This is a genomic window from Micromonospora sp. NPDC050397 (genome assembly GCF_044901685.1).
GTDB lineage: Bacteria > Actinomycetota > Actinomycetes > Mycobacteriales > Micromonosporaceae > Micromonospora_G.
Window position 1 is genome coordinate 254,136 of record NZ_JBJDPS010000004.1, and the last position, 25,184, is coordinate 279,319.

At 72.7% G+C, this 25,184-nt stretch carries 20 protein-coding genes; 12 read left to right on the forward strand and 8 right to left on the reverse strand.

What is annotated here, in order from left to right:
- The first annotated feature begins 45 nt into the window (after positions 1 to 45).
- Both ACI2K4_RS16890 and ACI2K4_RS16895 read left to right on the forward strand, forming a co-directional pair.
- Positions 46 to 1,305, forward strand: coding sequence for a M48 family metallopeptidase (locus ACI2K4_RS16890; RefSeq protein WP_404512275.1), 1,260 nt, complete (start codon positions 46 to 48; stop codon positions 1,303 to 1,305).
- Positions 1,302 to 2,447: a glycosyltransferase family 4 protein gene (locus tag ACI2K4_RS16895; RefSeq protein ID WP_404512277.1), complete on the forward strand. Its 1,146-nt coding sequence runs from the start codon at positions 1,302 to 1,304 to the stop codon at positions 2,445 to 2,447. The genes ACI2K4_RS16890 and ACI2K4_RS16895 overlap by 4 nt, the downstream gene beginning before the upstream one ends.
- A 125-nt stretch (positions 2,448 to 2,572) precedes the next feature.
- Here ACI2K4_RS16895 and ACI2K4_RS16900 read toward each other — a convergent pair whose 3' ends face one another.
- Positions 2,573 to 4,375: a putative bifunctional diguanylate cyclase/phosphodiesterase gene (locus ACI2K4_RS16900; protein WP_404512278.1), complete on the reverse strand. Its 1,803-nt coding sequence runs from the start codon at positions 4,373 to 4,375 to the stop codon at positions 2,573 to 2,575.
- Positions 4,350 to 5,159 carry an SAM-dependent methyltransferase gene (locus tag ACI2K4_RS16905; protein WP_404512280.1) on the reverse strand — a complete coding sequence of 270 codons (810 nt, stop codon included), beginning with the start codon at positions 5,157 to 5,159 and terminating at the stop codon, positions 4,350 to 4,352. Before ACI2K4_RS16905 ends, ACI2K4_RS16900 begins: the two co-directional genes overlap by 26 nt.
- Positions 5,160 to 5,517: 358 nt before the next feature.
- On the opposite strand from ACI2K4_RS16905, the gene ACI2K4_RS16910 reads away from it, so the two are divergent.
- Both ACI2K4_RS16910 and ACI2K4_RS16915 read left to right on the forward strand, forming a co-directional pair.
- The gene (locus tag ACI2K4_RS16910; protein WP_404512282.1) at positions 5,518 to 6,156 is read left to right on the forward strand and encodes a TlpA family protein disulfide reductase; all 639 of its coding nucleotides are present in this window, start codon (positions 5,518 to 5,520) and stop codon (positions 6,154 to 6,156) included.
- Positions 6,157 to 6,292: 136 nt separating this feature from the next.
- Complete coding sequence (locus ACI2K4_RS16915) at positions 6,293 to 6,733, forward strand: DUF4395 domain-containing protein (RefSeq protein WP_404512284.1); 441 nt, start codon at positions 6,293 to 6,295, stop codon at positions 6,731 to 6,733.
- Between the two features lie 112 nt (positions 6,734 to 6,845).
- Here ACI2K4_RS16915 and ACI2K4_RS16920 read toward each other — a convergent pair whose 3' ends face one another.
- Genes ACI2K4_RS16920 through ACI2K4_RS16930 form a run of 3 tightly spaced genes read right to left on the reverse strand, consistent with a single transcriptional unit; the run spans position 6,846 to position 11,054 of the window.
- Positions 6,846 to 7,514 carry a response regulator transcription factor gene (locus ACI2K4_RS16920; protein WP_121155899.1) on the reverse strand — a complete coding sequence of 223 codons (669 nt, stop codon included), beginning with the start codon at positions 7,512 to 7,514 and terminating at the stop codon, positions 6,846 to 6,848.
- A gap of 7 nt (positions 7,515 to 7,521) precedes the next feature.
- The gene (locus tag ACI2K4_RS16925) at positions 7,522 to 9,222 is read right to left on the reverse strand and encodes a GAF domain-containing sensor histidine kinase (RefSeq protein ID WP_404512961.1); all 1,701 of its coding nucleotides are present in this window, start codon (positions 9,220 to 9,222) and stop codon (positions 7,522 to 7,524) included.
- A gap of 5 nt (positions 9,223 to 9,227) precedes the next feature.
- Positions 9,228 to 11,054, reverse strand: a complete 1,827-nt coding sequence (locus tag ACI2K4_RS16930; RefSeq protein ID WP_404512287.1) for an AMP-dependent synthetase/ligase — start codon at positions 11,052 to 11,054, stop codon at positions 9,228 to 9,230.
- Between the two features lie 260 nt (positions 11,055 to 11,314).
- Between ACI2K4_RS16930 and ACI2K4_RS16935 the strand changes: the two genes are divergently transcribed.
- The 6 genes from ACI2K4_RS16935 to ACI2K4_RS16960 all read left to right on the forward strand — a co-directional run bounded on the left by ACI2K4_RS16935 (position 11,315) and on the right by ACI2K4_RS16960 (position 16,945).
- Positions 11,315 to 11,770 carry an SRPBCC family protein gene (locus ACI2K4_RS16935; protein ID WP_404512289.1) on the forward strand — a complete coding sequence of 152 codons (456 nt, stop codon included), beginning with the start codon at positions 11,315 to 11,317 and terminating at the stop codon, positions 11,768 to 11,770.
- Positions 11,771 to 11,810: 40 nt separating this feature from the next.
- Positions 11,811 to 12,695: a hypothetical protein gene (locus tag ACI2K4_RS16940; protein ID WP_404512291.1), complete on the forward strand. Its 885-nt coding sequence runs from the start codon at positions 11,811 to 11,813 to the stop codon at positions 12,693 to 12,695.
- 137 nt (positions 12,696 to 12,832) lie between these two features.
- Positions 12,833 to 13,780, forward strand: coding sequence for an ROK family glucokinase (locus tag ACI2K4_RS16945; protein ID WP_404512293.1), 948 nt, complete (start codon positions 12,833 to 12,835; stop codon positions 13,778 to 13,780).
- A 9-nt stretch (positions 13,781 to 13,789) separates the two neighbouring features.
- On the forward strand, positions 13,790 to 14,533 hold the full coding sequence (locus ACI2K4_RS16950) for an endonuclease/exonuclease/phosphatase family protein (RefSeq protein ID WP_404512295.1): 744 nt from the start codon (positions 13,790 to 13,792) through the stop codon (positions 14,531 to 14,533).
- A gap of 205 nt (positions 14,534 to 14,738) precedes the next feature.
- Positions 14,739 to 16,133, forward strand: a complete 1,395-nt coding sequence (locus tag ACI2K4_RS16955; protein ID WP_404512297.1) for a flavin-containing monooxygenase — start codon at positions 14,739 to 14,741, stop codon at positions 16,131 to 16,133.
- Positions 16,130 to 16,945: an alpha/beta hydrolase gene (locus ACI2K4_RS16960; protein ID WP_404512299.1), complete on the forward strand. Its 816-nt coding sequence runs from the start codon at positions 16,130 to 16,132 to the stop codon at positions 16,943 to 16,945. The genes ACI2K4_RS16955 and ACI2K4_RS16960 overlap by 4 nt, the downstream gene beginning before the upstream one ends.
- 344 nt (positions 16,946 to 17,289) lie before the next feature.
- On the opposite strand, the gene ACI2K4_RS16965 is transcribed toward ACI2K4_RS16960, so the two are convergent.
- Positions 17,290 to 18,705 carry a trehalose-6-phosphate synthase gene (locus ACI2K4_RS16965; RefSeq protein WP_404512301.1) on the reverse strand — a complete coding sequence of 472 codons (1,416 nt, stop codon included), beginning with the start codon at positions 18,703 to 18,705 and terminating at the stop codon, positions 17,290 to 17,292.
- A gap of 195 nt (positions 18,706 to 18,900) precedes the next feature.
- A complete protein-coding gene (locus tag ACI2K4_RS16970) occupies positions 18,901 to 19,749 on the reverse strand; it encodes a DUF308 domain-containing protein (RefSeq protein ID WP_404512303.1) in 849 nt (282 codons plus the stop codon).
- A 212-nt stretch (positions 19,750 to 19,961) separates the two neighbouring features.
- Between ACI2K4_RS16970 and ACI2K4_RS16975 the strand changes: the two genes are divergently transcribed.
- Positions 19,962 to 20,690 (forward strand): lysophospholipid acyltransferase family protein, encoded by a 729-nt coding sequence (locus tag ACI2K4_RS16975; protein WP_404512305.1) that lies wholly within the window; start codon positions 19,962 to 19,964, stop codon positions 20,688 to 20,690.
- 50 nt (positions 20,691 to 20,740) lie between these two features.
- Here the strand turns inward: ACI2K4_RS16975 and ACI2K4_RS16980 are convergent, their stop codons facing one another.
- Complete coding sequence (locus ACI2K4_RS16980; protein ID WP_404512962.1) at positions 20,741 to 24,364, reverse strand: ATP-binding protein; 3,624 nt, start codon at positions 24,362 to 24,364, stop codon at positions 20,741 to 20,743.
- 309 nt (positions 24,365 to 24,673) lie between these two features.
- Between ACI2K4_RS16980 and ACI2K4_RS16985 the strand changes: the two genes are divergently transcribed.
- Entirely contained in the window at positions 24,674 to 24,865 is a 192-nt protein-coding gene (locus ACI2K4_RS16985; protein WP_404512307.1) for a hypothetical protein, read from the forward strand.
- The last annotated feature ends 319 nt before the right edge of the window (positions 24,866 to 25,184 follow it).

Genomic DNA, 25,184 nt, shown 5'->3' on the forward strand with positions numbered 1-25,184 from the left:
CTTAGGATGGGCCGGCGCGCACGGACAACGGGAGGAGCGACACGGATGACGCCTCGGGGGTGGGCGGTCGTGACGCTCGTCGGGCTGGTGGTCCTGCTGGTCGCCAGCACGGCCCTGCTGATGCCGTGGAGCCGCCCGCCGGCCCCCCGGTCCGACCAACTCGCCGCCCTGGGTGAGCTGGCACCGCAGGACGTGGCCCGCGCCCGGGCCTTCCGGGCCGCGCTGCGCCCCGGTTCGTACGGCGCGCTCGCCATCGGCCTGCTGGTCGCGCTGCTGCTCGGGCTCTCCCCGCTGGGCAGCCGGCTGATCGGCCTGGTCAGCCGCCCGTTCGGTGACCACTGGATCGCCCAGGCGGTGCTCGGTGGGCTGGCGGTGGTGCTCGTCGCCGACCTGGTCACGCTCCCGTTCTCAGCCTGGCGGCACGCCGTGGTGGACCGGTACGGCCTCTCCACCCAGGGCTGGGGCGGCTGGACCGTGGACCTGCTCAAGTCGTACGCGGTGAGCGCCGTGATCGGTGCCGTCGCGCTGCTCGGCTTCTACACCGTGACCCGGTTCGCCCCGCGCTGGTGGTGGGCGATCGGCGCGGCCGGTGCCGCCGTACTCGTGGTGCTCCTGTCGTTCGTCCTGCCGGTGCTGGTCGAGCCGGTCTTCAACCGGTTCACCCCGATGGAGCAGGGGACGCTGCGCACCGAGTTGATGGCGTTGGCCGAGCGGGACCAGGTGCCCGTACGCGACGTGCTGGTCGCCGACGCCTCCCGCCGTACCCGGGCGGTCAACGCGTACGTCTCGGGGTTCGGTCCGACCCGGCGCATCGTCGTCTACGACACCCTGCTGCGCGAGGCGTCCCCGGGCGAGGTGACCAGCGTGGTGGCGCACGAGTTGGGCCACGCCAAGGACCGTGACGTCGTCGCCGGCACGCTGACCGGCGCACTCGGCGCCGCCGCCGGGGTGACCGTGCTCTACCTGCTCGGCTCCTGGGGTGGGCTGCTGCGGGCGGCCGGGGTCGACTCGATCGCCCAACCGCGCGCCTTCGCGTTGGTCTTCGCCGTGGTCGCGGTGGCCGGGTTGCTGAGCACCCCGGCCCAGGCGCTGCTCTCCCGCCGGGTGGAGGCGCGGGCCGACGCGCACGCGCTCGCCCTGACCGACGACCCGGTCACCTTCGAGGCGATGCAGCGGCGGCTGGCCACGGTGAACCTGGCCGATCCCGACCCGCCCCGCTGGGAGTACCTCTACTCCGCCTCCCACCCGTCCACGGTCGAGCGGATGGCGGCCGCCCGCGCGTACGGCCGGGGGGAGGGGCGGTGAGCCGGACCCTGGTGATCACGAACGACTTCCCGCCCCGGGCCGGCGGCATCCAGTCGTTCGTGCACAACCTGGCCGTACGGCAGCCGACCGGCTCGATCGTGGTCTACGCCTCGACCTCGCCCGGCGCGGAGAAGTTCGACGCCGAGCAGCCCTTCGAGGTGGTCCGGGAACCGACCGGGATGCTGCTGCCCACCCCCGCCATCGCCCGGCGGGCCGCCCGGCTGGTCCGCGAGCACGAGTGCGACACGCTCTGGTTCGGTGCCGCGGCCCCGCTCGGGCTGCTCGCCACCGGCCTGCGCCGACGGGCCGGGATCCGCCGGTCGGTGGCGCTCACCCACGGCCACGAGATCGGCTGGGCCGCGTTGCCCGGTGCCCGTACCCTGCTGCGCCGGATCGGGCGGGGACAGGACGTGACCACCTATCTCGGCGAGTACACCCGGATCCGGCTCGACCGGGTGCTGCGTGACGTCACCGCACTGCGCCGGCTGGCGCCCGGGGTGGACGTCGACCTGCACCACCCCGGCATCGACGCGTCCGGGGTGCGCGCCCGCCACGGCCTGACCGGGCGGCCGGTGGTGGTCTGCGTGTCCCGGCTGGTGCCGCGCAAGGGGCAGGACGCGCTGATCCGGGCGATGCCGCTGATCCGGCGCCGGGTGCCGGACGCCGCGCTGCTCGTCGTCGGCGGCGGGCCGTACCGGCCGACGCTGGAGAAACTGGTACGTGAGCACGACCTCGGCGGGCACGTGATCTTCACCGGTGGGGTGGAGTGGGCGGAACTGCCGGTGCACTACGCCGCCGGTGACGTTTTTGCCATGCCCTGCCGGACCCGCAACCGGGGCCTCGACGTGGAGGGGCTCGGCATGGTCTTCCTCGAAGCCTCCGCGACCGGTCTACCGGTTGTCGTCGGCGACTCCGGCGGCGCACCCGACGCGGTACGCGACGGTGAGACCGGCTACCTGGTCGACGGGCGGAACCTGGCCCAGCTCGCGGACCGGATCGCCACCCTGCTTGAGGACCCGGAGCGGGCGCGCCGGATGGGCGCCGCCGGTCGTGCCTGGGTCGAGAGCGAGTGGCGTTGGGAGCTCCAGGCCGAGCGGCTGGCCGAGCTGCTGCGCCCGACCATCCCGGACACCACCGACTGACCCGGCACACCACCGGCTGGCCTGACACACCACCGACTAATCCCGTTACACCACCGACTGACCCCGGCACACCGCCGGGCTAATCCGGTTACACCACCGGCTGGCCCCGGCGGTGCCGGGGCTCGTCAGACCCGCTGACCCAGCCGGTCGTGGATCCGTACGGCCGGCTCGGGGCGACCGAAGTGCCAGCCCTGTGCGGCGTCGCAGCCCAGCTCACGCAACCGCTCCGCCTGCCCTTCCGTCTCGACCCCCTCGGCGGTCACGGTCAGGTTGAGCGCGTGCGCGAGCGCGACCAGCGTGGCCAGGATCCGTTCGTCGGTACGGCTCGCCGGGTCGTTGCCCGCCGTCTGGAGCCCGGCCACGAACGAACCGGCCACCTTCAGCTCGCAGACCGGCAGCGAACGCAGGTACGCCAGGTTCGAGTAGCCGGTGCCGAAGTCGTCGATGGCGATCCGGACCCCGATCTCGGCGAGTGCCCGCAGCGCCTCCACCGGCTCGCCCGTGGTGGTCATCAGGGCGCTTTCGGTGATCTCCAGTTGCAGCCGGTGCGGCGGCAGCCCGGTCTCGTCGAGCAGGGCCCTGACCTCGTCCGCGAGCCCGGCGCCGTGCACCTGCCGGACCGCGAGGTTGACGCTGACGAAGGGGGCGTCCGGGCTCAGCGTCAACCAGCGTCGGGCCTCCCGGCACGCCTCGCGCAGCACCCAGTCGCCGAGCCGGACGATCAGCCCGGTCTCCTCGGCCAGCCCGATGAAACTGTCCGGCCGCAGCACGCCCAGCTCCGGGTGACGCCAGCGGACCAGCGCCTCCACCCCGAGCACCCCGCCGTAGGTCAGCGACACCAGCGGCTGGTAGTCCAGGTAGAACTCACCCCGGTCCAACGCGCCGGGCATCGCCGCCGACAACGCGTGCCGGGTCAGCTCCTGCTCGTTGCGCTCGGCGTCGAAGAGCGCCCACCGTCCCCGGCCCGACGACTTCGCCCAGTGCAGGGTGACGTCGGCGGCCCGCATCACGTCGTCCGGGGTGGTGCCGGCGACCGGTCGCTCGACCACGCCGACGCTCGCCGAGACGGTCAGCTCGTGGCCGTCGACGACCGACGGCTCGCTGATCGCGGCGAGCGCCGCGTCGGCGACCTTGATCGCGTCGTCGGTGCAGGTGGTCTCCTCCACCAGGATCACGAACTCGTCGCCGCCGAGCCGGGCCACCAGGTGCTCGCCCACCTCACGGCGGAGCCGGTCGGCGACCGCGACGAGGAGCTTGTCCCCGATCGGGTGGCCGAGGGTGTCGTTGACCACCTTGAACCGGTCGAGGTCGATGAAGCAGACGCCCACCCGAGTGCCGTCACCGCCGGGTCGGCGTATGGCCGCGGCGAGGCGTTCGGTGAACAGGGCCCGGTTGGGCAGGTCGGTCAACGGGTCGTGGGTGGCCTGGTGCCGGAACCGCGCCTCGCTCTCGCGCAGCGCCCGTTCGGCCTGCTCCCGGGCGACCATCCCGGCCCGCCGGATCGACTCCTGCTCGTCCAGGGTGCGGTCGTGCATCGCCCGGCTGTAGCCGGTCGCGACGGTGGCGAGCAGCCGGGCCATCCGGTCCTGGGCGTCCTCCTGGGCGAGACCGAGGTCGCGCAGCAGGCGCAACTGGATCACCTCGATCGTCCGCCCCAGCCCCTCGGCCGACGCCACGTGGGCGGCGACCAGGGCGGCGCCGACCCGGTGCCCGGTGCGCAGGTCGAACGGCTCCGACTGGAGCGCGTCGGCGAGTTGCCCGGTCAGCTCCTGGAGCAGGTGTTCGAGCTGGGCCTGGGTCATCGGCAGGTAGCTGGTGCCGGCGACCGCCTTGGCCCAGGCGCGGGCGAAGGTGGCCAGACCGGGCCGGTCGGCGGTCAGCACCGTACGGCCGGGGTAGTCGTCATCCACCGTGCCGTCCCACGCCACCCATGAAGACCGCGCGCTCGGCGTCGTCCAGGCTGTCGAACGAGTCGGGCCGCCACTGCGGGACCCAGACCACGCCCGGGTCGACCAGGTCGAAGCCGTCGAAGAGCCGGGTGAGTTCGGCCCGGCTGCGGACCGTGAGCGGGTTGTCCGTACGTTGGTAGACCCGCTCCGCCTCCTCGCGCTCGTCGGCGGTCCGGCCGTCGTCGCTGGCCTGGGAGAGCACCAGGTGACTGCCGGGGGCGAGGCTGCGTCGGATCGTCGCCAGCAACTCGCCCGGGTTGTCGGAGTCGGGGATGAAGTGCAGGACCGCGACCACCATCACGGCCACCGGCTCGTCGAAGTCCAGCAGCTTGCGGACGTCGGGGTGGGCCAGGATCTCGGCCGGCTGGCGCAGGTCGCCCCAGAGTGCGGTGGCCCGGTCGTTGCCGCTGAGGATCTCCCGGCTGTGCGCCACCGCGACCGGGTCGACGTCGACGTAGACCACCCGGGTTTCGGCCGCCCCCCGCTGGGCGATCTCGTGCACGTTGCCGACCGTCGGGATGCCCGAACCGATGTCGAGGAACTGCCTGATCCCCGCGTCGATCAGGTACTGCACCGCCCGGCGGAGGAAGGCGCGGTTGGCCTGGGCCATCAGCGGAGCCTCGGGTACGGAGGCGATCATCGCCTGCGCCGCCCGCCGGTCCGCCGCGAAATTGTGCGATCCGCCCAGGTAGTAGTCGTACATCCGGGCCACGCTGGGTCTCTCGATGTCGATGCTCTGCGGTGCCCAGTCCGGCCGTTGCATGCCTACCTGCCCCTACGCTGAGAACGCACGAATTACTGCCCCGCGGTTGTTCCTCGGCTATTCTGCCCGTCCCCTGCCCAGCTATCCAGACCGTCCGACGATCATCCGCCGGGACCATTGGTGACCGGGATGGCCGACGACGTACGCCATTGACGGCGGAAAGCATCGACGGCGGACACGGTCGACGGCGAACACCATCGCACGCCGCACGATCCGAGATGGACACGGGGTCGACCCGAGCGCGGTAGTAGTCAAATGCCCGGCGGAAGGCGAATTGCCGGGGATTCGGGTGGGAGGTTGGCCACCCGGGGACGAGACACCGTGGCCAACGGGAATCGCCCGTGGCAGTCTGGAAATCGTGTTGGATTCCGCGCTGACCGGCCCGCTGGTGGTGACGACCGTACTGGTCGCCGCGACCGCCTTCGGACTGTGGCGGCGACGCCGGGACGGCCGGCTGCGCCCGGTGCTCGCCCATCCGACGCGAACCGCCCACCGGACCACGGCACCCGGGGCCGTCCAGCGCCGGGTCGCGGAGCCGGTCCGGGCCACACCACCACCTGCCACCCCCGGCGGTACGCCCGAACCCCTCGACACCGGCCGTCCCGGCGCCGCCCGATCGGGTGGATCGGCGGCGGAACCGGGCGCGGTCCCGGCCGCCGAGCCGGCCAGCCGGGTCGACCCCGAGCTGCTGACCGCACTCGGCGTCCGGCTCGGCACACCGGCCACCCTGTTGCAGTTCTCGTCGGCGTTCTGCCAGCCCTGCCGGGCCACCCGCCGGGTGCTCGGTGAGGTCGCCGGGCTGCTCGACGGCGTACGGCACGTCGAGGTCGACGCGGAGAGTCAGCTCGCCGCGGTGCGGACACTGGACATCTGGCGTACGCCCACCACGCTGGTCGTCGACGCCGACGGCAGGATCGTCGCGCGGGCCGCCGGGGTGCCGGCGAAGGCGCAGGTCATCGCGGCGTTGGCGCCGCTGCTCACCGGTGCCGACCGATGACCGCCCGGTGGTTCACCCGGCGTCGGATCATCGACCACGGCCGACTCTGCACCAGCCTCTGTCGCTGAACCAGGTTCCTTCCGTCCCGGCTCCCACCGGCGGCCGTCGTCGTCGCCCCTCCCGACAGAGGTTGACCATGTTGATCGATCCCCGTGGACCCCGGTTCGCCGCGGCCGTCACCACCGTCGTCCTGATCGTCGTACTGCTCACCGGCTCGGGCTGGCTCGCGCTGGCCCAGGCCGTGGTCTTCGGCGTGACCGCGGCGAGTCCGCGCCGGGGGCCGTACGGGCTGCTCTTCCGGGCGTTCGTCAGTCCTTCGCTGCGCCCGCCGACGGAGCTGGAACCGGTCGCGCCGGTGCGCTTCGCCCAACTCGTCGGGCTGGTCTTCACGGTTGTCGCGGCGGTCGGCTACCTGGCCGGGGTGACCGGCCTGGGGCTGGTCGCGACCGCGTTCGCGCTGGCCGCGGCGTTCCTCAACGCGGTGTTCGGGCTCTGCCTCGGCTGCGAGGCATACCTGGCGTTCCGCCGGCTCGGTGGCCGGGCGATCCCGGCCCGGGTGCCGGTCGACGCCTCCTGAGCCGGCTGGCGCGGGGTCGGGTCCCGGGTACGGGCCCGGCGCCGGGGCACCCGCCACCCACCGTCCGGCCAGCCGTGGCGGTCACGTCACGGGCTGGTCCGGCCGGTCGGGATCAGAACTTGGGCGCGTCCGGAGCTTCGAGCAGACCCAGCCGCAGCGCGGTCATCAGGGCCTGGGCCCGGTTGGCCGCGCCGAGCTTCTCGTAGAGCTTGGAGATGTGCGTCTTGGCCGTCGACTCGCTGACAAAGAGCTGCTTGGCGATGCCGGCCACGCTCATGCCGTCGGCGAGCAGCCGCAGCACCTGGCCCTCGCGGGGGGAGAGCTGCGGGCCGGATGGGGCCAGTCGACGCTTCATCGCCTCGGCGAGGTCGGCGGCGGTGAACGCGCTCGGCGAGGAGGCGGCGTGGCGCGCGGCGGCGACCACCTCGTCGGCCGGGGCGGTCTTCGGCACGAAGGCGCTCGCGCCCGCCTCCAGCGCGCCGAAGAGCTGGTCGTCGCCGGCGTACATGGTCAGGACGACGATGCCCATGGTGGCGCTGGACTTGCGCAGGGCGCGGGTGGCCTCCAGGCCGCTGCCGTCGGGGAGGCGGAGGTCCATGATCACTACGTCCGGCTGGAGGGCACCCGCCTGGCGGACCCCCTCAGCGGCCGTCGCGGCCTCGCCGACGACCTCGAACTGCCGGTCCCGCTCGAACGCGTGGCGCAGGCCCTTGCGGATCAGGTCGTGATCGTCGACAAGAAGGACCTTGGTGCGGCCGGCCGGTGTGGGGCTCGTGGTCATGCTCGGGTTACTCCCCTTCTGATGCGGTGACGCTATCGCGCACGTTATCGCGTCGGGGGGTGGTTCCGACCACCACCGCCACCGTCGTGCCACTGGGATGTCGCGGACGGATCTCCAGTCGGCCCCGGATACGTTCCGCTCTCTCGGCCATGATCGCAAGACCATACCGCCCGTCGGGGCGCTGGTCAGCGATGCCCTGACCATCATCCGACACTTCTATTTGCGCGAACGGTGGGTCCACGGCGCACGTTACCCACAAATTGGACGCCCCGGCGTGCTTGCGCGCATTGGTTATCGCCTCCTGGGCGATCCGTAACAACTCGGCCTCGGTCGCGGCGGGAAGTCGGGCGGTCGACTCGTCCAGGGACAAATGCACCCGGAGCCCACCGGAGGCGCCGACGGTACGGGCGTACTCGGCCATCGCGGCGGCCAGCCCACCGTGCCGGTCGACCTCGCTGCGCAGCTCGAACAGGCTCAGTCGCAGTTCGGTGATCACCCGGGTGACCTCACCGCGCAGCGTACGGAGTTCGCCGGCCGTCTCCTCCGCGTCGTCCGGCAGGGTGGCCATCGCGTTGTCGATGCCGTAGCCGACCATGACCAGTTCCTGGGCCACCCCGTCGTGGATCTCCCGGGCCAGCCGCTGGCGCTCCTCGTTGGTGGCGAGCGAGCGGACCTCGTCGAAGAGGAGCGCCGCCTCCAACCGGAGTGCGGCCGGTCGGGTCAGGGCGGTCACCCGGGTCACCACCGGCGCCGGGTACGCGTTCGTGGCGTCCGCCTCCAGGGTGACCAGGCCCACCGTGCGTACGCCCGCGACCAGCGGCACCACCAGCGCGGACACCTCCCCACCGGAGTGTGACCGGGACTGCGAGCGGGGCGCGGTCTGTGGCTGCTGGCTGGCCCACGCGTCGGCGATGGCGGAGTCGGCGTCGAGCGTCGTCTCCCAGTCCACCCGGTCCACGCCCACCTGGGCGAGTACCACCAGTCGGCCGCCGCCGCTGACCGAGAGCACCGCCGCCCGATCGGCGCGGGCCACCACCCGCAACTCCTCGAGCAGGTGTTCGGAGATGCTGCCCGGATCGAGAGTCGCTCCAGGTAGTTGACGTGCGACGCTGCGTAGTTGAGTGAGCAGGCGGGTCGCCTCGGCGTACGGCTGGGGCCTGCTCTCGCCCCGGGCCTGCCAGATCCGTTGCAGCGTGCCCGCCGCGTAGAGACCGAGCGCGGCCAGCACCAGCCACTGGACCGAGACGGCCAGGTAGCCGAGTTCGCCGAGGTGTCCGAGCGGCTCGTCGGCGGTGTTGCCGTTGAGGAAGCCGCCGACGGCGAGGCTGGCCGTGGTCACCGCGAGCAACGCCACGCCCTCGTGCGACCGGCGCTGCAACGCCGCCACGGTCAACGGCACCGACAGGTACGGCAGGATCGCCGCCGCGCCCATCCCGCCGAGGGACGCCTCGTCCGCCACCTGGCTGGCCGCGAACCCGACGATCACCACCTCGGCGAACCGGCCGAGCGGCGCGAGGACCCGGTGGTGCGGGGCGAGCACCGCCGGGATGCCGGCGACCGCGAGCAGGGCGATCCAGATGAGCTGATCGAGGTCCCCGGTGGTGATCAGGGTGAGGATCGCGACCAGCGCGAGCATGACGACGCGTGCCGCCGCCGCGAGTGGATGCGGGCGGGGGAGGGCGGATGTCGAGGCGGGCACCTGACGGATCGTAGTCAGTCCCCGTAGATCGCGGCGATTTCCGAGGCGTATGTCTGGTGTACGACGGCCCGCTTGACCTTCATCGACGGGGTCAGCTCACCGGTCGACTCGGTCAGGTCGCGGGGCAGGATCCTGAACCGCTTGACCGCTTCGGCGGAGGAGACCGCCCGGTTGGCGTCCTCGATCGCGGACTGCACCTCGGCCCGCAGGGCCGGGTCGTCGCGCAGGTCGGCGACGGGCGTGTCGCCCGGATGGCCGTGCTCGGCCAGCCACTTCGGCCAGGACTCCTCGTCGATGCTGACCAGGGCGCCGACGAACGGCCGCCGGTCGCCGACCACCACGCACTGGCTGATCAGCGGGTGCGCCCGGACCCGGTCCTCGATCACGGCCGGAGCGACGTTCTTGCCACCGGCGGTGACGATGATCTCCTTCTTCCGGCCGGTGATGCTGACGAAGCCGTCACCGTCCAGCGCGCCCAGGTCGCCGCTGGCGAACCAGCCGTCGTCGAGCGCCTCCGCCGTCGCCTCCGGGTTGTTCCAGTAACCCTGGAACACGATGTCGCCCTTGATCATGATTTCGCCGTCGTCGGCGATCCGGACCGAGACGCCGGGCAGCGGCCGACCGACGGTGCCGATCCGGATGGCGGTGGCCAGGTTGACCGCCGCCGCGGGGGAGGTCTCGGTCAGCCCGTACCCCTCCAGCACGGTGACCCCGACGCCCCGGAAGAAGTGGCCGAGCCGGGTGCCGAGCGGGGCGCCGCCGGAGATGGCGTCCCGGCAGCGCCCGCCGAGCGCGGCCCGGAGCTTGCGGTAGACCAGCCGGTCGAAGACCCGGTGCTGCATCCGCAGCGGCAGGCTCGGTCCGCCGGGGGAGTCCAGTGCCTCGCTGTACGCCACCGCCACCCGCTCGGCGCGGGCGAAGATCGCGCTCTTGCCCTCGGCGGCGGCCTTCTGGGCGGCCCCGTTGTAGACCTTCTCGAAGACCCGGGGCACCGAGAGCACGAAGGTCGGGCGGAACGCCTTCAGCTCGTTGACCAGGTTCTTCGGGTCGGAACTGTGGGCCAGGGTGGCGCGCGCGTAGATCACGCCGACCTGGATCAGTCGGGCGAACGAGTGCGCCAGCGGCAGGAAGAGCAGGGTGGAGGCGCCCTCGTTGAACAGGTGCGGCAGCACCGGTACGGCGTTGGCGGCGTCGGCGTACAGGTTGCGGTGGGTCAGCACGCAACCCTTCGGGCGTCCGGTGGTGCCGCTGGTGTAGATGATCGTGGCCAGGTGGTCGGCGTGCACCTCGCGCCGACGGGTCTCGACCTCCGCCGGGTCGACCCCGGCGCCGCTGGCGACCAGCCCGTCCAGGTCGTCGGTGTCGATCTGCCAGACCTGCTCCAGCGCGGGCAACTGGTCCCGCACCCCGCTCAGCAGCAGTGCGTGCGCGGTGGTCTCCACCACGCACGCCACCGCGCCCGAGTCGGCGAGGATCCAGGCCACCTGTTCGGCGCTGGAGGTCTCGTAGACGGGTACGGTCACCGCCCCCGCCGCCCAGAACGAGTAGTCGAGCAGGGTCCACTCGTACCGGGTCTTGCTCATCAGGCCGACCCGGTCGCCGGGCTTGATGCCGGCCGCCACCAGGCCGCGCGCGAGGGCCACCACCTCGTCCCGGAACTGCCGGCAGGTGACGTCGGTCCAGCCCGGCCGTTCGCCCGCCGTCGGGATGTCGCCGGTTCCCCGGGTACGCCGGGAGAACTGCACCGCGTCCGGAGCCACCTCGGCGTTGTCCCAGACCGGGTCGGTCAGGTTGGCCGTGTCGCCGATGCTGACCACGGGTGGGACGGAGAACTCGCGCACCTGCACTCCTTCGTGCTCGTACCCAGCCTTCGGGTCGTCCCCGGCACCGGAGGGGCGGTCGCGGGACGGAACCGGATACGGGAAACCTACCCGGCCGTCCCGCTCGCCAGTCCGGCCAGGCCGGTCGAGTCGGACCAGCCAGGCCGGTCGAGTCGGACCAGGCGGGCCGGTGGAGTCGGACGGGCGGGCTGTTCGAGTCGGACGAGGCGGGGTCGAGCCGGACGGCCGGTCGGGCCGGTCAACCGGGTAGCCTGCCCCCCATGGCGGAGTCCTCCATCCAGTCGATCGTGATCGCCGCGCCGGTGTCCCGGGTGGCCGAGGTGATCTGCGACTTCGCGCGTTACCCCGAGTGGACCGAAGCGCTGCGTAGCGTGGAGGTGCTGGAGGAGTACGAGGACGGTTACGCCAGCCAGGTCCGGTTCGTCCTGGACGCCGGTGTGCTGGCCGACGACTACACGCTGGTCTACGAGTACGCCGAGGACATCTCCCGGGTCGAGTGGCACCTGGCCGGGCCGTCACGGATGCAGCAGACCCAGAACGGGTCGTACGACATCGACGACAACGGCGACGGCACCTCCACCGTCACCTACCGGCTCGAGGTCGAGTTGTCGGTCGGGATGCTGGGAATGTTCCGCCGCAAGGCCGAAAAAATGATCATGGACACAGCGTTGAAGCAGCTCAAGCGGCGGGTCGAGTCCCTCGGGGCGACGAACTGAGCCAGCCGCCGACAGTGGCGTCACGGTGAGAGGAGGCAGCATGGCGGCGACCGATCCGGCGTCCGCGCGTACGGAGGCCGAGCGCCTGGTCGCCACCGCGCTGGCCGCGGTGCGCCTGGGCACGTCCGGCCGGGCCGGTGGGTTCGGCCCGTTGGGTGACCTGATCACCGGTGTGCTCGGTCACAGCGGCACCACCTCGTCCTCCGGCCCGACGACCCCCCACCGGGCACCGCCGGAACCCACCCCGTCCGGTACGGCCACCGGCGCCGGATTCGCCACCGGATCGGCCGAATGCTGCGTCTGCCCGATCTGCCGGGCCATCACCGCCCTGCGCGACCCGAGCCCGGAGTTCGCCGAGCGGCTCGCCACCGGCGCCGGTGACTTCGCCGCCGGCCTGGCCAGCCTGCTCCGGGCGCTGTCCAGCGCGAACGGTCCCACCGCCACGGACCCCGCCGGTGACCCGGCCGCACCCGGTGCCGGCCCCACCGCCCGCCCTGAACCGCCCCCCACCCGCCCTGAACCGCCCACGGCATCGCCCAGCACCGGCCCGGAAACGCCCGCCGCCGAGCCGCCCCAGGCACCGCACCCACGAACCGCCGCCGACCAGGGCGTACGGTCTTCCCGGCGGGACCCTGGCGACGAAGTGTGGCGCGAGGCCACCCGGACCGGGCATGATTCGTGGCCGGCACCGGAGCGGGACGTTTGGTCGGCCGCGACCCGCGCGGCCTCCGACGCCCCCGTCGACCGGGCCGACCCGCTGGCCGAGACGGACGGACCCACCGGTGCTCCCGGGCACCCGGGACCGACCGGCCCCGGCGGAGCGGCCCCGGTCGCCGACGCCACGGGTGCACCCGCGGTCGTGCCCGGAGCCCGCGTACCCGGGCGACCCGTGCCGGTCGAGGCCGACCCGGGCGACGGGACCTGACGGGTCCGGTCGAACCCGGGCGACGGACCCGACGGTCCGGCCCGGCGACGGGACGTGATCGGCCGGCTGGTGCCGGCGGAGCAGAGCACAGACCGGTGTGGTGCCGGCCGAGCAGAGCACAGAGGGGAGCGGCGGCGGTGACGCTGACCATCGGAGTCGACGTCGGTGGTACCAAGGTGGCCGCGGGCGTGGTTGACGCCGACGGCGAGGTACTGGTCCGGACCCGGCGGGACACCCCCGCCGACGACGTGGCCAAGACCCGCGACGTCATCGTCGAGGTCGTCACGGAACTGGCCGCCAATCGGGACATCGAGGCCGTGGGGATCGGCGCGGCGGGCTGGATCAACGCCGACCGGTCGGTGGTGCTCTTCGCCCCGAACATCGCCTGGCGCGACGAACCCATCCGGGACTACGTCAGCTCCGCCGTGGGCCTCCCGGTGATCGTCGAGAACGACGGCAACGTGGCCGCCTGGGCGGAGTTCCAGCACGGCGCCGGCCGGCACGCCGACGAGTCCATGGTCATGTTGACCATCGGGACCGGCGTCGGCGGCGGCATCATCCTCGGCGGCCACCTGCTCCGTGGCGCGCACGGCATCGCCGCCGAACTGGGCCACTTCCTCTCCGTACCGGAGGGACACCTCTGCGGGTGCGGCCGGCTCGGCTGTATCGAGCAGTACGCCAGCGGCAACGCACTGGTCCGGTTCGCCCGCGCCGGGGCGCGCCAGGCACCGGACCGCGCCGGCCGCCTGCTCGAACTCGCCTCGGGCGAGGTGGACTCGATCACCGGTCCGATGGTGACCAGCGCGGCCCAGGACGGCGACCCGATCTCCGGTGCGGCGTTCGCCCAGATCGGTCACTGGCTCGGTCTCGGGCTGGCCGACCTGGTACAGATCCTGGACCCGCAGGTGCTGGTCGTCGGTGGCGGCGTGGTCGAGGCCGGCGACCTGCTGATGGGCCCGACCCGGCGGACCTTCACCGAGGCCCTGGCGCAGCGGGGCAGGCTGCCGGTGGCCGAGATCCGACCGGCCGAGCTGGGCAACACGGCGGGCATGATCGGCGCGGCGGACCTGGCCCGACGCCGTTAGGGGTGGTTCGTGGACGCTGAGGTGGCGGGCGTACGCCTGCGGGTGCTGTCGTACAACGTGCACGGCCAGCGCGACGACGTCGCCGCGCTGGCCACGGCCGTACGCGAGGCCGAGCCGGACGTGGTGATCGTGCAGGAGGGCCCCCGGCGCTTCCGCTGGCGGCACAAGACCGCCGCGCTCGCCGACTCGCTCGGGCTGGTGGTCGGCGGGGGCGGGCTGCCGTCCCTGGGCAACCTGGTGCTGACCAGCCTGCGGGTCCGGGTACGCCGGACCTGGCACCGCCAGTTCCCACTCACCCCGGGCCGGCACATGCGCGGAGTTGTCTTCGCCGAGTGCGCCGTCGGCTCCGCCACCACCGCCCCGTTCGTGGTGGTCGGCTCGCACCTCGGCACCGACCCGACCGAGCGCCCCGGCCAGGCCGCCCTGCTCAAGCGGGACCTCGCCGAACTGCGGCTGCCGGTGGTGCTCGGCGCCGACCTCAACGAGAACTCCGGCGGGGCGGCGTGGCGGACCATCGCCGACGGACTGGTCGACGCCGCCGTGGCCACCGGTCGGGACGACCGCTGCACCTTCCCCTGCGCCCACCCCCGGGACCGGATCGACGCGCTCTTTGTCGACCCCCGGATCGTGGTCACCGACTACGACGTGATCGACACCCCGCAGACCCGCCGGGCCAGCGACCACCTACCGGTCCTGGCCGACCTGCTGCTACCCCCGGCGGAGGCCACCCCGTCCCACCCCACCACCCGCTAGCGGCCCGCTCCGATGGCCAACCTGGTCCACCTCACCCCCGAGGCGAACGGCCAACGAATCGTCCGGGCCGGGGCGTACGCCGAGCGGCGGGTGTCGTCGCCGGAGGAATGACCAAACGTTGGGCGGTGGGCTGGACAAAGGGTGACGAGAGTCGAGAGGATTCGGCAGCACTCGGCATTCGTGCCGGACAAAAGGAGATTCCCCGGTGTCCACCTCCATCGGTCTTGACAGCTCCGAGACAAGCGCCACCCTGCGCCCGGACGGGCGCGCGGTCTACGACCGGGGCGGCACCGTGTGCGTCATCGGCGCCGGGGCCAGCGGCCTGGCCGCGATCAAGAACCTCCGGGAGCACGGCTTCGGCGTCGACTGCTACGAACGCGAGACCAGCGTCGGCGGCGCGTGGAACTGGCGGCACGACCGCAGCCCGGTCTACGCCAGCACCCACCTGGTCTCGTCGAAGCCGTCCACCGAGTTCCCCGACTTCCCGATGCCCGACTCCTGGCCGGACTACCCGCACCACAGCCAGCTCCTGGGCTACCTGGAGCGCTACGCCGCCCACTTCGACCTGCTCCAGTACGTCTGGTTCGGCACCGAGGTGGTCCGGGTCGAACCGGCCGACGGCAACCGGTGGGACGTGACCACCCGCAGCACCGGCGGTTACGGCGCCGAGCGGATCCAGCGGTACGCCGCCGTGGTAATCGCCAACGGGCACAACTGGTCGCCGAAGCTCCCGGTCTACGAGGGGCTCGACGAGTTCCGGGGGCAGGTCATGCACGCCTCCGCGTACAAGGACACCACCCAGTTGCGGGGCAAGCGGGTGCTGGTCGTCGGCGCCGGCAACACCGGTTGCGACATCGCGGTCGAGGCCGCCCAGCAGGCCACCAAGTGCTGGCACTCCACCCGGCGCGGCTACTGGTACGTCCCCAAGTATCTGCTCGGGCGCCCCACCGACCAGGTCAACGCGGCCCTGCACCGGCTGCCGCTGCGGACCCGCCAGTGGTTCGGCGCCCGCGCGCTCCGGCTCACCGTCGGCGACCTGACCCGGTTCGGCCTGCGTCGCCCCGACCACCGGATCTACGAGACCCACCCGATCGCGAACAGCCAGCTCGTCTACTACGTCGGGCACGGCGGGATCACGCCGGTGCCGGACGTGGCCCGGTTCCGTGGCCACAAGGTCGAACTCTCCGACGGCCAGGAGATCGACCCCGACCTGGTCGTGCTCGCCACCGGCTACCTGCCCCGGTTCGAGTTCCTCGACCCGGCCCTGCTCGGCAACGACGCCGCCGGCCGCCCCACGCTCTACCTCAACGCGTTCCCGCGCCGCTACCCGACGCTCGCCGTCGCCGGCCTGCTCCAGGCCGACTCGGGCATCCTCCCGCTCGTGCACTGGCAGACCGTCGCGATCGCCCGGCGGCTGCGGCTGCGGGAGACCGCCCCGGACCGGGCCGCCGCGTTCGCCGGCCGGGTCGACGCGGGGGCCGGCCGCCGGTGGAATTCGGCGAAGGTCAAGGAGAGCACCCGGCACTGGTTCGAAGTCAGCCACCACGAGTACCTGCGCGAACTGCAGACCGCACTCGACGACCTGGAGACGACAAAATGAGCGGGACCCGGATCCTCCGGAGCCGGGACCGGGCACATCCCGTCCCGCCGGTACGCCGGGAGGTGCGCAGCGCCACCCCCGAGACCGACGAGGGCAAGCCGCCGGTGCTCTTCGTACCCGGCTTCGGGCACGGCGCCTGGACGTTCGCCGAGCACTGGCTCGAACACAGCGCGTCGCGAGGGTTCCCCGCCCACGCGGTGAGCCTGCGGGGGCACGGACGCAGTGGCACCGCGCCGGGGGCGACGCTGCGGGCGTACGTCCACGACGTGGTCCAGGTGGCGGCCAGCCTGCCCCGGCAGACGGTGCTGGTGGGACACGGCGCCGGTGCCCTGGTGGTGACCCATGCGCTGGCCCGCTACCCGGCCCGTGCCGCGGTGCTGGTCGCACCGGTCCTCGGCGGCTGGGGGACGTTCGGTGCGGCCCTGCGCCGCAACCCCGGTGGCACCCTGCCGGCCGTCTTCGGCGGCCCGCTGCGACTGAGCCGGCGACAGCTTTTCAGCCGCGAACTGCCCGCCGCCACGGCCGCCGACTACACCTCGCGGCTCGGTCGGGCCACCGCCCGCGCCCAGTGGCAACTGCTGCTGCACCGCGACCCGGAGCCGCCGGTCGGCAACCCGCCGCTGCTGGTCCTCGGCAGCCCCGACGACCGGGTGGTCCCCGCCGGGGCGCTCACCCGCGCCGCCGCCCGGTACGGCGCCGCCCCGCTGCTCTTCCCGGGGATGGGCCACGACCTGATGCTCGACGCCCGCTGGCGCGAGCCCATCGACGCCATCCTCGACTGGCTCGACAAAGATGCCCCCACCACCCCGTAACCCACGCCCGGTGGCGGCAACCCAGCCATCCGAAGAACCACTGCGGTTGACCTAACCCGGCGGCTGATTCCCAAGAATGACCAGGTCAGCTTCGGGGGGCGGGGGGGGGGCCCCCCCCCCCCCCCCCCCCCCCCCCCCCACGGCGGCGGCGGCCCCCCCCCCCCCCCCCCCCCAAAGAAAAAACCCGGGGGGCACACCCAACCCCCCGTGGGGTCTCCCCCCCGGGGGGTCCTCACCCCCCCCCCCGGGGCGGGGGGGGGGGGGGGCCCCGCCCCCCCCGGCCCGCCCCCCCCCCCCCCCGGGGGGCCCCCCCCCCCGGCCCCCGAAGCTTCCCACCACAAAGATCAAGCCGGCGCCAACCGATCAGCCAGCGCCCCCGTCTGATCCAACGCCGTCAGATAAGCCCGAGCCCAAGCCCGGATGTCGTACGTCCGGAGGTGATCGCGCATCGACCGCATCCGGTCGGTGACGTCCGCCGGGGTCGCCTGCAACGCGTGCATCAGGGTCAACTTCAACCCCTCCAGGTCGTGCGGGTTGACCAGGTACGCCTGGGTGAACTCCGCCGCCGCCCCGGCGAACTCGCTCAGCAGCAGCGCGCCCGCGTTGTCGACCCGGGCCGCGACGTACTCCTTGGCGACCAGGTTCATCCCGTCCCGCAGCGGCGTGACGGCCATGATGTCCGCGATCCGGTAGAGCGCCGCCAGTTCGTTCCGGTCGAACGGCTGGGTCAGGTAGTGGATCGCCGGCTCGCCGACCCGGCCGAACTCCCCGTTGATCCGGCCGACCTCGCGCTCCACCCGCTCCCGTAGCACCTGGTACTGCTCGACTCGCTCCCGGCTCGGCACCGCGACCTGCACCATGACCGTGTCGCGAACCTTGATGTGGCCGTTCGCGATCAGCTCGCTGTACGCCTTGAGCCGCTGTTCGATGCCCTTGGTGTAGTCCATCCGGTCGATGCTGAGGATCACGTGCTGCGGGTCGCCGAGGTCGGCCCGGAGCCGGCGGGCCCGCTGCACCACCTCCGGCCGTCGGGAGAGCGCCTCCATCTCGGCCATGTCGATCGAGACCGGGAAGGCGCCGATCCGGACCATCCGGTCGTCCACCGCGATCCGCCGGTCGGTGGCGGGCAGTTTGAGCACCTTCGCGGCGAGCTGGGCGAAGTTGTGCGCCGCCTGGGCCCGCTGGAAGCCGACCAGGTCGGCGCCGAGCATGCCGAGCAACAGTTCGGCGCGGCGGGGCAGTTGCATGAACAGTTCGGGCGGCGGGAAGGGGACGTGCAGGAAAAAACCGATCCGCAGGTCCGGTCGGAGCGCGCGGAGCAGGCCCGGTACGAGTTGCAGGTGGTAGTCCTGCACCCAGACCACGGCCCCCGGCTCGGCGGCCGCCGCCGCGGCTTCGGCGAATCGCTGGTTGACCCGCTGGTACGCCTCCCACCAGCGGCGGTGGTAGACGGGCTGTTCGACCGCGTCGTGGTAGAGCGGCCAGAGGGTGGCGTTGGCAAAACCCTCGTAGTGGTCCCGCATGTCCTCGTCGCTCAGCGGCACCGCGTGCATCCGTACGCCGTCGATGTCGGGAACGGCGGGAGCGGGTCCACTCCCGCCGGCCCAGCCGACCCAGACAGCCGGGGTCTTCTTCAAGATCGGGTGAAGGGCGCCAACCAGGCCACCGGGGCTACGACGCCACTCACAGGCGCCATCGAGCGCCACGCCGTCGTCAACCGGTAGGCGGTTGGCCACCACCACGAGCGGACTCTGTCGCATTCGGGCACCTCGTTCCGGGCGAGGCGACCACCGCGAATGATGCGCTATCGGGCAGTCGGAAGGGGTGAGGGAAATCGGGCAGTCAGGAGGGTGGGGCAGAGAGGTGACGTACGACTATTCGTACTGACAACAAGTTACACGAGTGCTACGCACGGCCGCGTTGTGCGATCAATCTCACTATCCGTGGGTCGGTGCTCAGACGACGGCGCCGTCGTCCGGGTCGTCGTCCTCCTCGTCGCCGGAACGCAGCCGCCAGACCAGCGTCACGAAGCCGGACAGGATGCCCGCGAACCCGATGAGGGTGACCAGGCCACGGTCGATCGGGAGCAGGTCGGGGAAGACAAAGAGCAGGAAACCGATGACCACGGCGAGTACGCCGGCCACGGCGTACTTCGAGACGTGCGGCAGGGGTGGTGGCGGTGGCGGGATGTAGCGGTCCTCGTCGTCGTCCGGCAGGTCCGCGCCGAACGTGTCGAGCCCGTCGAGCAGTGACGGCTCGTCGGTGCGGGGTCCCCGTACCGAGATGCCGGAGATGTCGGTGGCGGACTGGAGCGGGCGCACCTCGGTCGCCGGACCGGCGCTCTCCTGGCCGCTACGGGTGGCGGTGCCGGTGGCCGTGCCGCCCGGGTCGGTCGACCCGTCGGCGGTCACGTCCTCGGCCGCCGGCCAGGAACGGGCGTCCTCGGCCACGTCGGCGTGGTAACCCGCGACGATCCGGGCCCATTCGGCCTCCACGTCCGGATCGGGACGGGTCGGCGGCTGCGCCGGCACACCCTCGTCGGCGAGCTGGGTCAGGTAGTCGCGGGCGGTGGCGAGGTGGCTCCGGTCGACGTACAGCCGGTCGGTCGGTCGGGCCGGCACCGTGGTGGTCCGGGTAACCGGGTTGAGGTCGGCGGAGGGCTGCAGGTAGGCGGCGATGCCGCCGGCGGCGAGGACGTCGAGCAGGTGTTCGCCCACCCGTGGATCCACGTCGCCAGCGACGGCGTATTCGGTCGCGTCGAGCCCGTTGTCCCGCCGCCCTCGGCGGGCACCACCCGGTGACACTGGATACCCTCCCTCACCGGCGCGTGCGCGCGCCCGACCCAGAATCCCCCCGGCCGCGCCGACCGCGTGCCGTGCATTGAATCGTGACACGGCGGGCGCGGGTTCCGGGAGTGCGTTGTGGCGTGCCGTACTTGGTTCGTAGGCTCATTCCCGACAGATCCGCCCACGGAGCGAAGGTACGCGGGGGTGCGAAGCGCCCGGAAAGGACGCCCGTGCTGTACTGGCTGATGAAGTACGTCGTCCTCGGCCCCTGGCTCAGGCTGATCTTCCGGCCGCAGGTCGAGGGGAGGGCGAACGTACCCGGCACCGGCCCGGCGATCCTCGCGAGCAACCACCTGTCGTTCTCGGATTCGATTTTCCTGCCGCTGATGGTCACGCGAAAAGTGACCTTCGTGGCAAAGGCGGAATACTTCACCGGTCGCGGCCTGAAGGGCTGGCTGATCCGGGCCTTCTTCACCGGCACCGGCACCATCCCGGTCGACCGGGCCGGCGGGCGGGCCGCCCAGGGCGCGCTCGACACGCAACTCCAGGTCCTGCGGGCGGGAAACCTCGCCGGGATCTACCCCGAGGGGACCCGCTCACCGGACGGTCGGCTCTACCGGGGCAAGACCGGCGTGGCCCGGCTGACGCTGCAGAGCGGCGCCCCGGTCATCCCGGTGGTGATGCTCAACGCGGACGAGATCCAGCCGCCGGGCAAGCTCGTTCCCAAGATCAAAAGGGTACGGATCAGGTTCGGCGACCCGTTGGACTTCTCCCGCCACGCCGGGCTCTCCGGTGACCGTTTTGTCGAACGGGCCGTCACCGACGAGATCATGTACGAGCTGATGCGGCTCTCCGGCCGGGAGTACGTCGACGTCTACGCCCAGAAGGCGAAGATGCCTGCCGCCAACCCCGGCGGTGGCCCCACCGTGGCCGACCCGACCGACCGCGTCGCCGCCTGACCCGAACCCGCCCGGACGACTTCCGGACCGGGGGAACGGCGTCCGACTCCTCAGGAGGCCAGCACCGGCGAGTAACCCGCCCCGCCGGGGCTGCCACCCAACCGGAGCAGGCCGGGCGCCTGGTTACGCAGCGCGAAGGCGCGTACCTCGGCGAGCATGACCTGGGCGGTCGCCCGCTCCCCGGAACGGCTCAGTTCGGCACCGGCGAGCGCCAGCGCGAACATCCGATCGGTCACGTCCGGTATCTGCGCGTAGATCTCCGCCGAGGCGGCGTACAACTGGGCGGCACGGGCGTGGTCGCCGTCGGCGGCGGCGACCGCGGCGGTGACCACCCGCAGCGCCGCCTCCGCCCACGGGGTGCGGTGGGTGACCTGGTCCAGCATGCCGCGCACCCGAACCGCCTGGTCCCGGCCGGTCAACGCGGCGGCGTACGCGGCTGCGGTGATCCACTCGCCACTGGCCAGCGCCGGCACGGTCGACCACGCCTCGGCCAGCTCCTCGATCAGGTCGGCCGCGTCCGAACTGCGCCCCTGTAACGCCCGGCAGAGCGACGCCGGCCCGAGCACGGTCCAGTGCAACCGGTGGAACCCGCTGCGCCGGGCGGTCTCCAACGCCTCGGCGATGTCGTCGGCCAGCGGCACCGGCCGGGCGGGCGGGGTCGGCGCGGGCGGCGGGGTCGTCGGTGGCGCGGTGGCCGGCGTCGCCCGGCCGGCCACACCGTCCCGGGCACCCGGCACCGGTTCACCCCGGAGCACGCGCAGGCAGGCCCGCAGGCCGCGTACCTGCATGTCCCACCGGCCGTTCTCGGTGTCGACGAAGGCGTCGGCGGCGGCGAGCAGCTTGCTGAACTCGCCGTTGAAGTACGCCCGCATCGCCTCGCCGGAGTAACCCGTGGTCAGCGGCTGCCCGTCCGCCTCCTCGGCCGCCGCCGCGGTGAGCAGGGCGTTCGACTGGACCCAGTCGCCCTCCTCCACCATCGCGTAGGCCAGGTTCTGGATCGCCCGGGGCAGCGCCTGGAGCTTGTTCGTCCGGCAGAACTGAAGGGCGGCGTGCAACTCGTCCAGGCCACTGCGGTCGCCCGCCTGGTAGCGGGTGGTCGCCATCGTGATCCGCGCGTTGACCTGTGCCTCGACCAGCCCGAGCCGTTCGGCGATGTCGGCCGCCGCGCCGGCCGCCGCCAGCGCCGGGTCCCGCTCCAGGTTGAGCATGTGCAGCCGGCCGAGTTCGGCGTACGCCTCCGCCTTCTGCTCCGAGTCCGGCAGCGCGTCGAACAGCTCGACCGCCCGGTCCAGGCAGGCCAGTGCCGCCGCCCGGTCGGCCCGTCCCCAGGCGGCGTGACCCAGCAGCGTCCACGCCCGCGCGGCCGAACCCTGGTCGTTGATCGCGTACAGCCGGTCGGCCAGGGCGGTCAACTGCTCGGTGCCGCCACCGGAGAGGAACGCCCGACCGTCCCGGAAGAACGAGATCTCGGTGCTCAGCAACTCCAGTTGCAGCCGGTCGAGCTTGTCGTCGGCACCGGCCAGCAACAGGGCGCGGCCCGCGTGGTTCGCCGCCGCGTCGAGGGCGTGCAGGGCGTACGCGCGCCGCGCCGCCCGGTGCAGCGCGTCCCGGGCCGCCGGCGCGTACCGCTCGGTGTCCACCCCGAGCGTGCCGGCGATCTCGTGCGCGGCCCAGCGGTGGTGGGCGAGGACCTCGGCCAGGTCGGTGTCCCGGCTGCGCGACAGCGCGTCCAGCCAGTCCGCGGTCCGCTCGTGCCGGGCCACCCGCTCGGTACGCGGCAGCCGCTGGTAACAGACGTCCCGGACCAGCACGTGCCGGAACCGGAACTCCGGCTGACCGGCCATGGTGGAACCGGCCTGCTCGTGCACGAAGTCCCGCTGCTCCAACCGGCGCAACGCCCGCTCGACCGACTCGACCGGCTGGCCGAGCGCCGAGGCCACCGCGCCGGGCCAGAACTGCATCCCGACCACCGACGCCGCCAGCAGCACCGTACGGTCGGCCACGTCGAGCAGGTCCACCCGGTTGGCGATCACCGCGTGCACGCTGTCCGGCATCGGCAGGTCGTCCTGCTTCTCCAGCGACCAGCCCCGCCCCGACTGCCGCAACGCGCCCTGCTCGATCAGCATCCGCACGTACTCGTACGCGTAGAGCGGGTTGCCGTCGGCGACCTCGACCAGCGGGCTGAGCATGTCCGCCGAGAACGCCGCCTGGCCGAACATGTGCGCGTAGAGCGAGGCGATGCCGGTGTTGCGCAACGGCGGCAGGTTGATCGTCAGCGACGAGGTGATGCTCGCCGCCCAACTCGGCTCCCGGTCCACCAACTCCGGCCGGGCGGTGCAGAGCAGCAGCAACGGTACGTCCCGGGCCGAGGCGCCGAGCAACTCCACGAAACGCAGCATCGCCTCGTCGGCCCAGTGCAGGTCCTCGAAGACCAGCACCGTCGGCCGGCGGGCGGCGAGCGCGACCAGCATCCGCCGCCACGCCGACTCGGTCTCCTCCACCGGCAGCGCCGGACCGGGCAACCCCACCAGCGGGCGCAGCGCGTCCACCAGCCGGGCGGTCTCACCACCGGCCGGGACCAACTCGCCGATCGCCGCCTCCAACCGCTGCGCGGCGATGGTGGCCGGGTCGGTGTCGAGGATGCCGGCCTCCGACTTGACGATGTCGGCCAGCGCGGCGAACGTGACGTTCTCGCCGAACGGCGGGCACCGCCCGGTCCGCCAGGTGACCGGCTCGTCGATCAGCCGGTCCGCGTGCCGGAACAACTCCCGGACCAGCCGGCTCTTGCCGATCCCGGCCCGGCCGAAGACCGTGACCACCTGCGGCACCTGTTCCCGGGCCGACCGGTGCAGCGCGTTGACCAGCAGACCCAGCTCGTGTTCCCGGTCGATCAGCGGGGTCGAGTCGAGTTCCCGGTCCGGGTGCTGCCGGCGTACCGGGGCGAGCGCCAGCCACACCTCGGTCGGTGACGACCGCCCGCGCAGCGTCACCGGTGGCTGTTCCTCGTACCGGATCGAGTCCTTGGTCAGCGCGTACGTGTTGCCACAAACCAGCACCCCGCCCGGGGGCGCCACCGACTGCATCCGGGACGCGGTGTTCACCACGTCACCGGCGACGATCGCCTGACCCCCGTCCCGCGCCGCCGCCACGTCGACCAGCGCCTCACCCGTCGCCACCCCGACCCGGAACCGCAGCCCGCCGGCATCCGCCGGGGCGAACCGGGCCAGCACCCGCTGCAACTCCAGTCCGGCCCGGACACAGCGCAGCGGGTCGGTCTCGGTCGCCACCGGCGCCCCGAACAACGCCATCACCGCGTCGCCGATGTACTTCTCCACCACGCCGCCGTACTGGCCGACCACCCGACGGGCGGCGGAGAAAAAGCTGGTCTGCATGCCCCGGACCAACTCCGGGTCGGCCCGCTCCACGTACGGGGTGAAATCGATCAGGTCGACAAAGAGGACACTCACCCGCCGCCGGTCCTCCTGCAACGGCACGGCGGCCCGGGGCACGCTGCCACCCGGCCGGGGCTTGCCGCACGAGGTGCAGAACGCCGCGTTGGCCGCGAGCGGCCGGTCGCAGTGCGGGCAGGCGGGTACGAGTTCGTTGCCGCAGCCACCACAGAAGCGGTCCTCGGCTGCGGCGATCCGGCCACACTTCGCGCACGGAGCGGAGATCGTGTCCTCCTAGCGCAGTCGGGTCTGGATGGTCGGGCTGCCGCCGGCTGTCGGCCTCGGCCGAGCACCCCGGTACGCGTAAACCCATCCTGCCGCTGCCCGGTCTGCGGTGTGCTGGCCGGGTTGCGGCAAGCTGGCCGTGTTGCGCGGTGCTGGCCGTGTTGGTCGCCAACGCCGAGTATCGCGGGTCTGCGCCAATGTCGGGAACCGGGCTGTTGGCTAGCAGACACTCGTTCGGCCGGCTGAGGCAAGCATCAGCCGGCTACAGTCGGTCAGCCAAGTGATCAGCGATATTAGGGAGATTTCTCGATGGTGCTGGTACAGCTCGTACAGGGATGGACCGACGGCGCGGGCGTCAACCACGCCGCGGGCGAGATGGTCGATGTGGACGCCGTCACCCTGGCGCAACTGCAGGCCGAGGGGATCGTCGGCGAGTCCGGCGGCGGCGCCGGGGGTGGCGACGGCAAGGAGTGGGTCGGCCCGACCAGCACCAACCCCTGACCATCCGGTCCGCCCCTGAGCAACGAGTGAACGTGGGGTCCACAGGTCGCCGACGGTGACCGTGGACCCCGCGTCGCGTCCGGCCCACCACCACCTGAGCGCTCAGCCAGAAGTCCTGGACGCACCGAGCCCAACTCGACTCAAGTGGTCGGGCCCACAGAAAGCGCCACCAGCTCCACCGTGCCCGACCCGCGAGCCCGCCCACCGAGCCGTGGGGGGGGGGGGGGGGGCGCGGCGGGGGGCCCCCCCCCCCCCCCCCGCGGGGGCCCCCCCCCCCCCCCCCCCCCCCCCCCCCCCAAAACCCCCCGGGGCCGCCCCA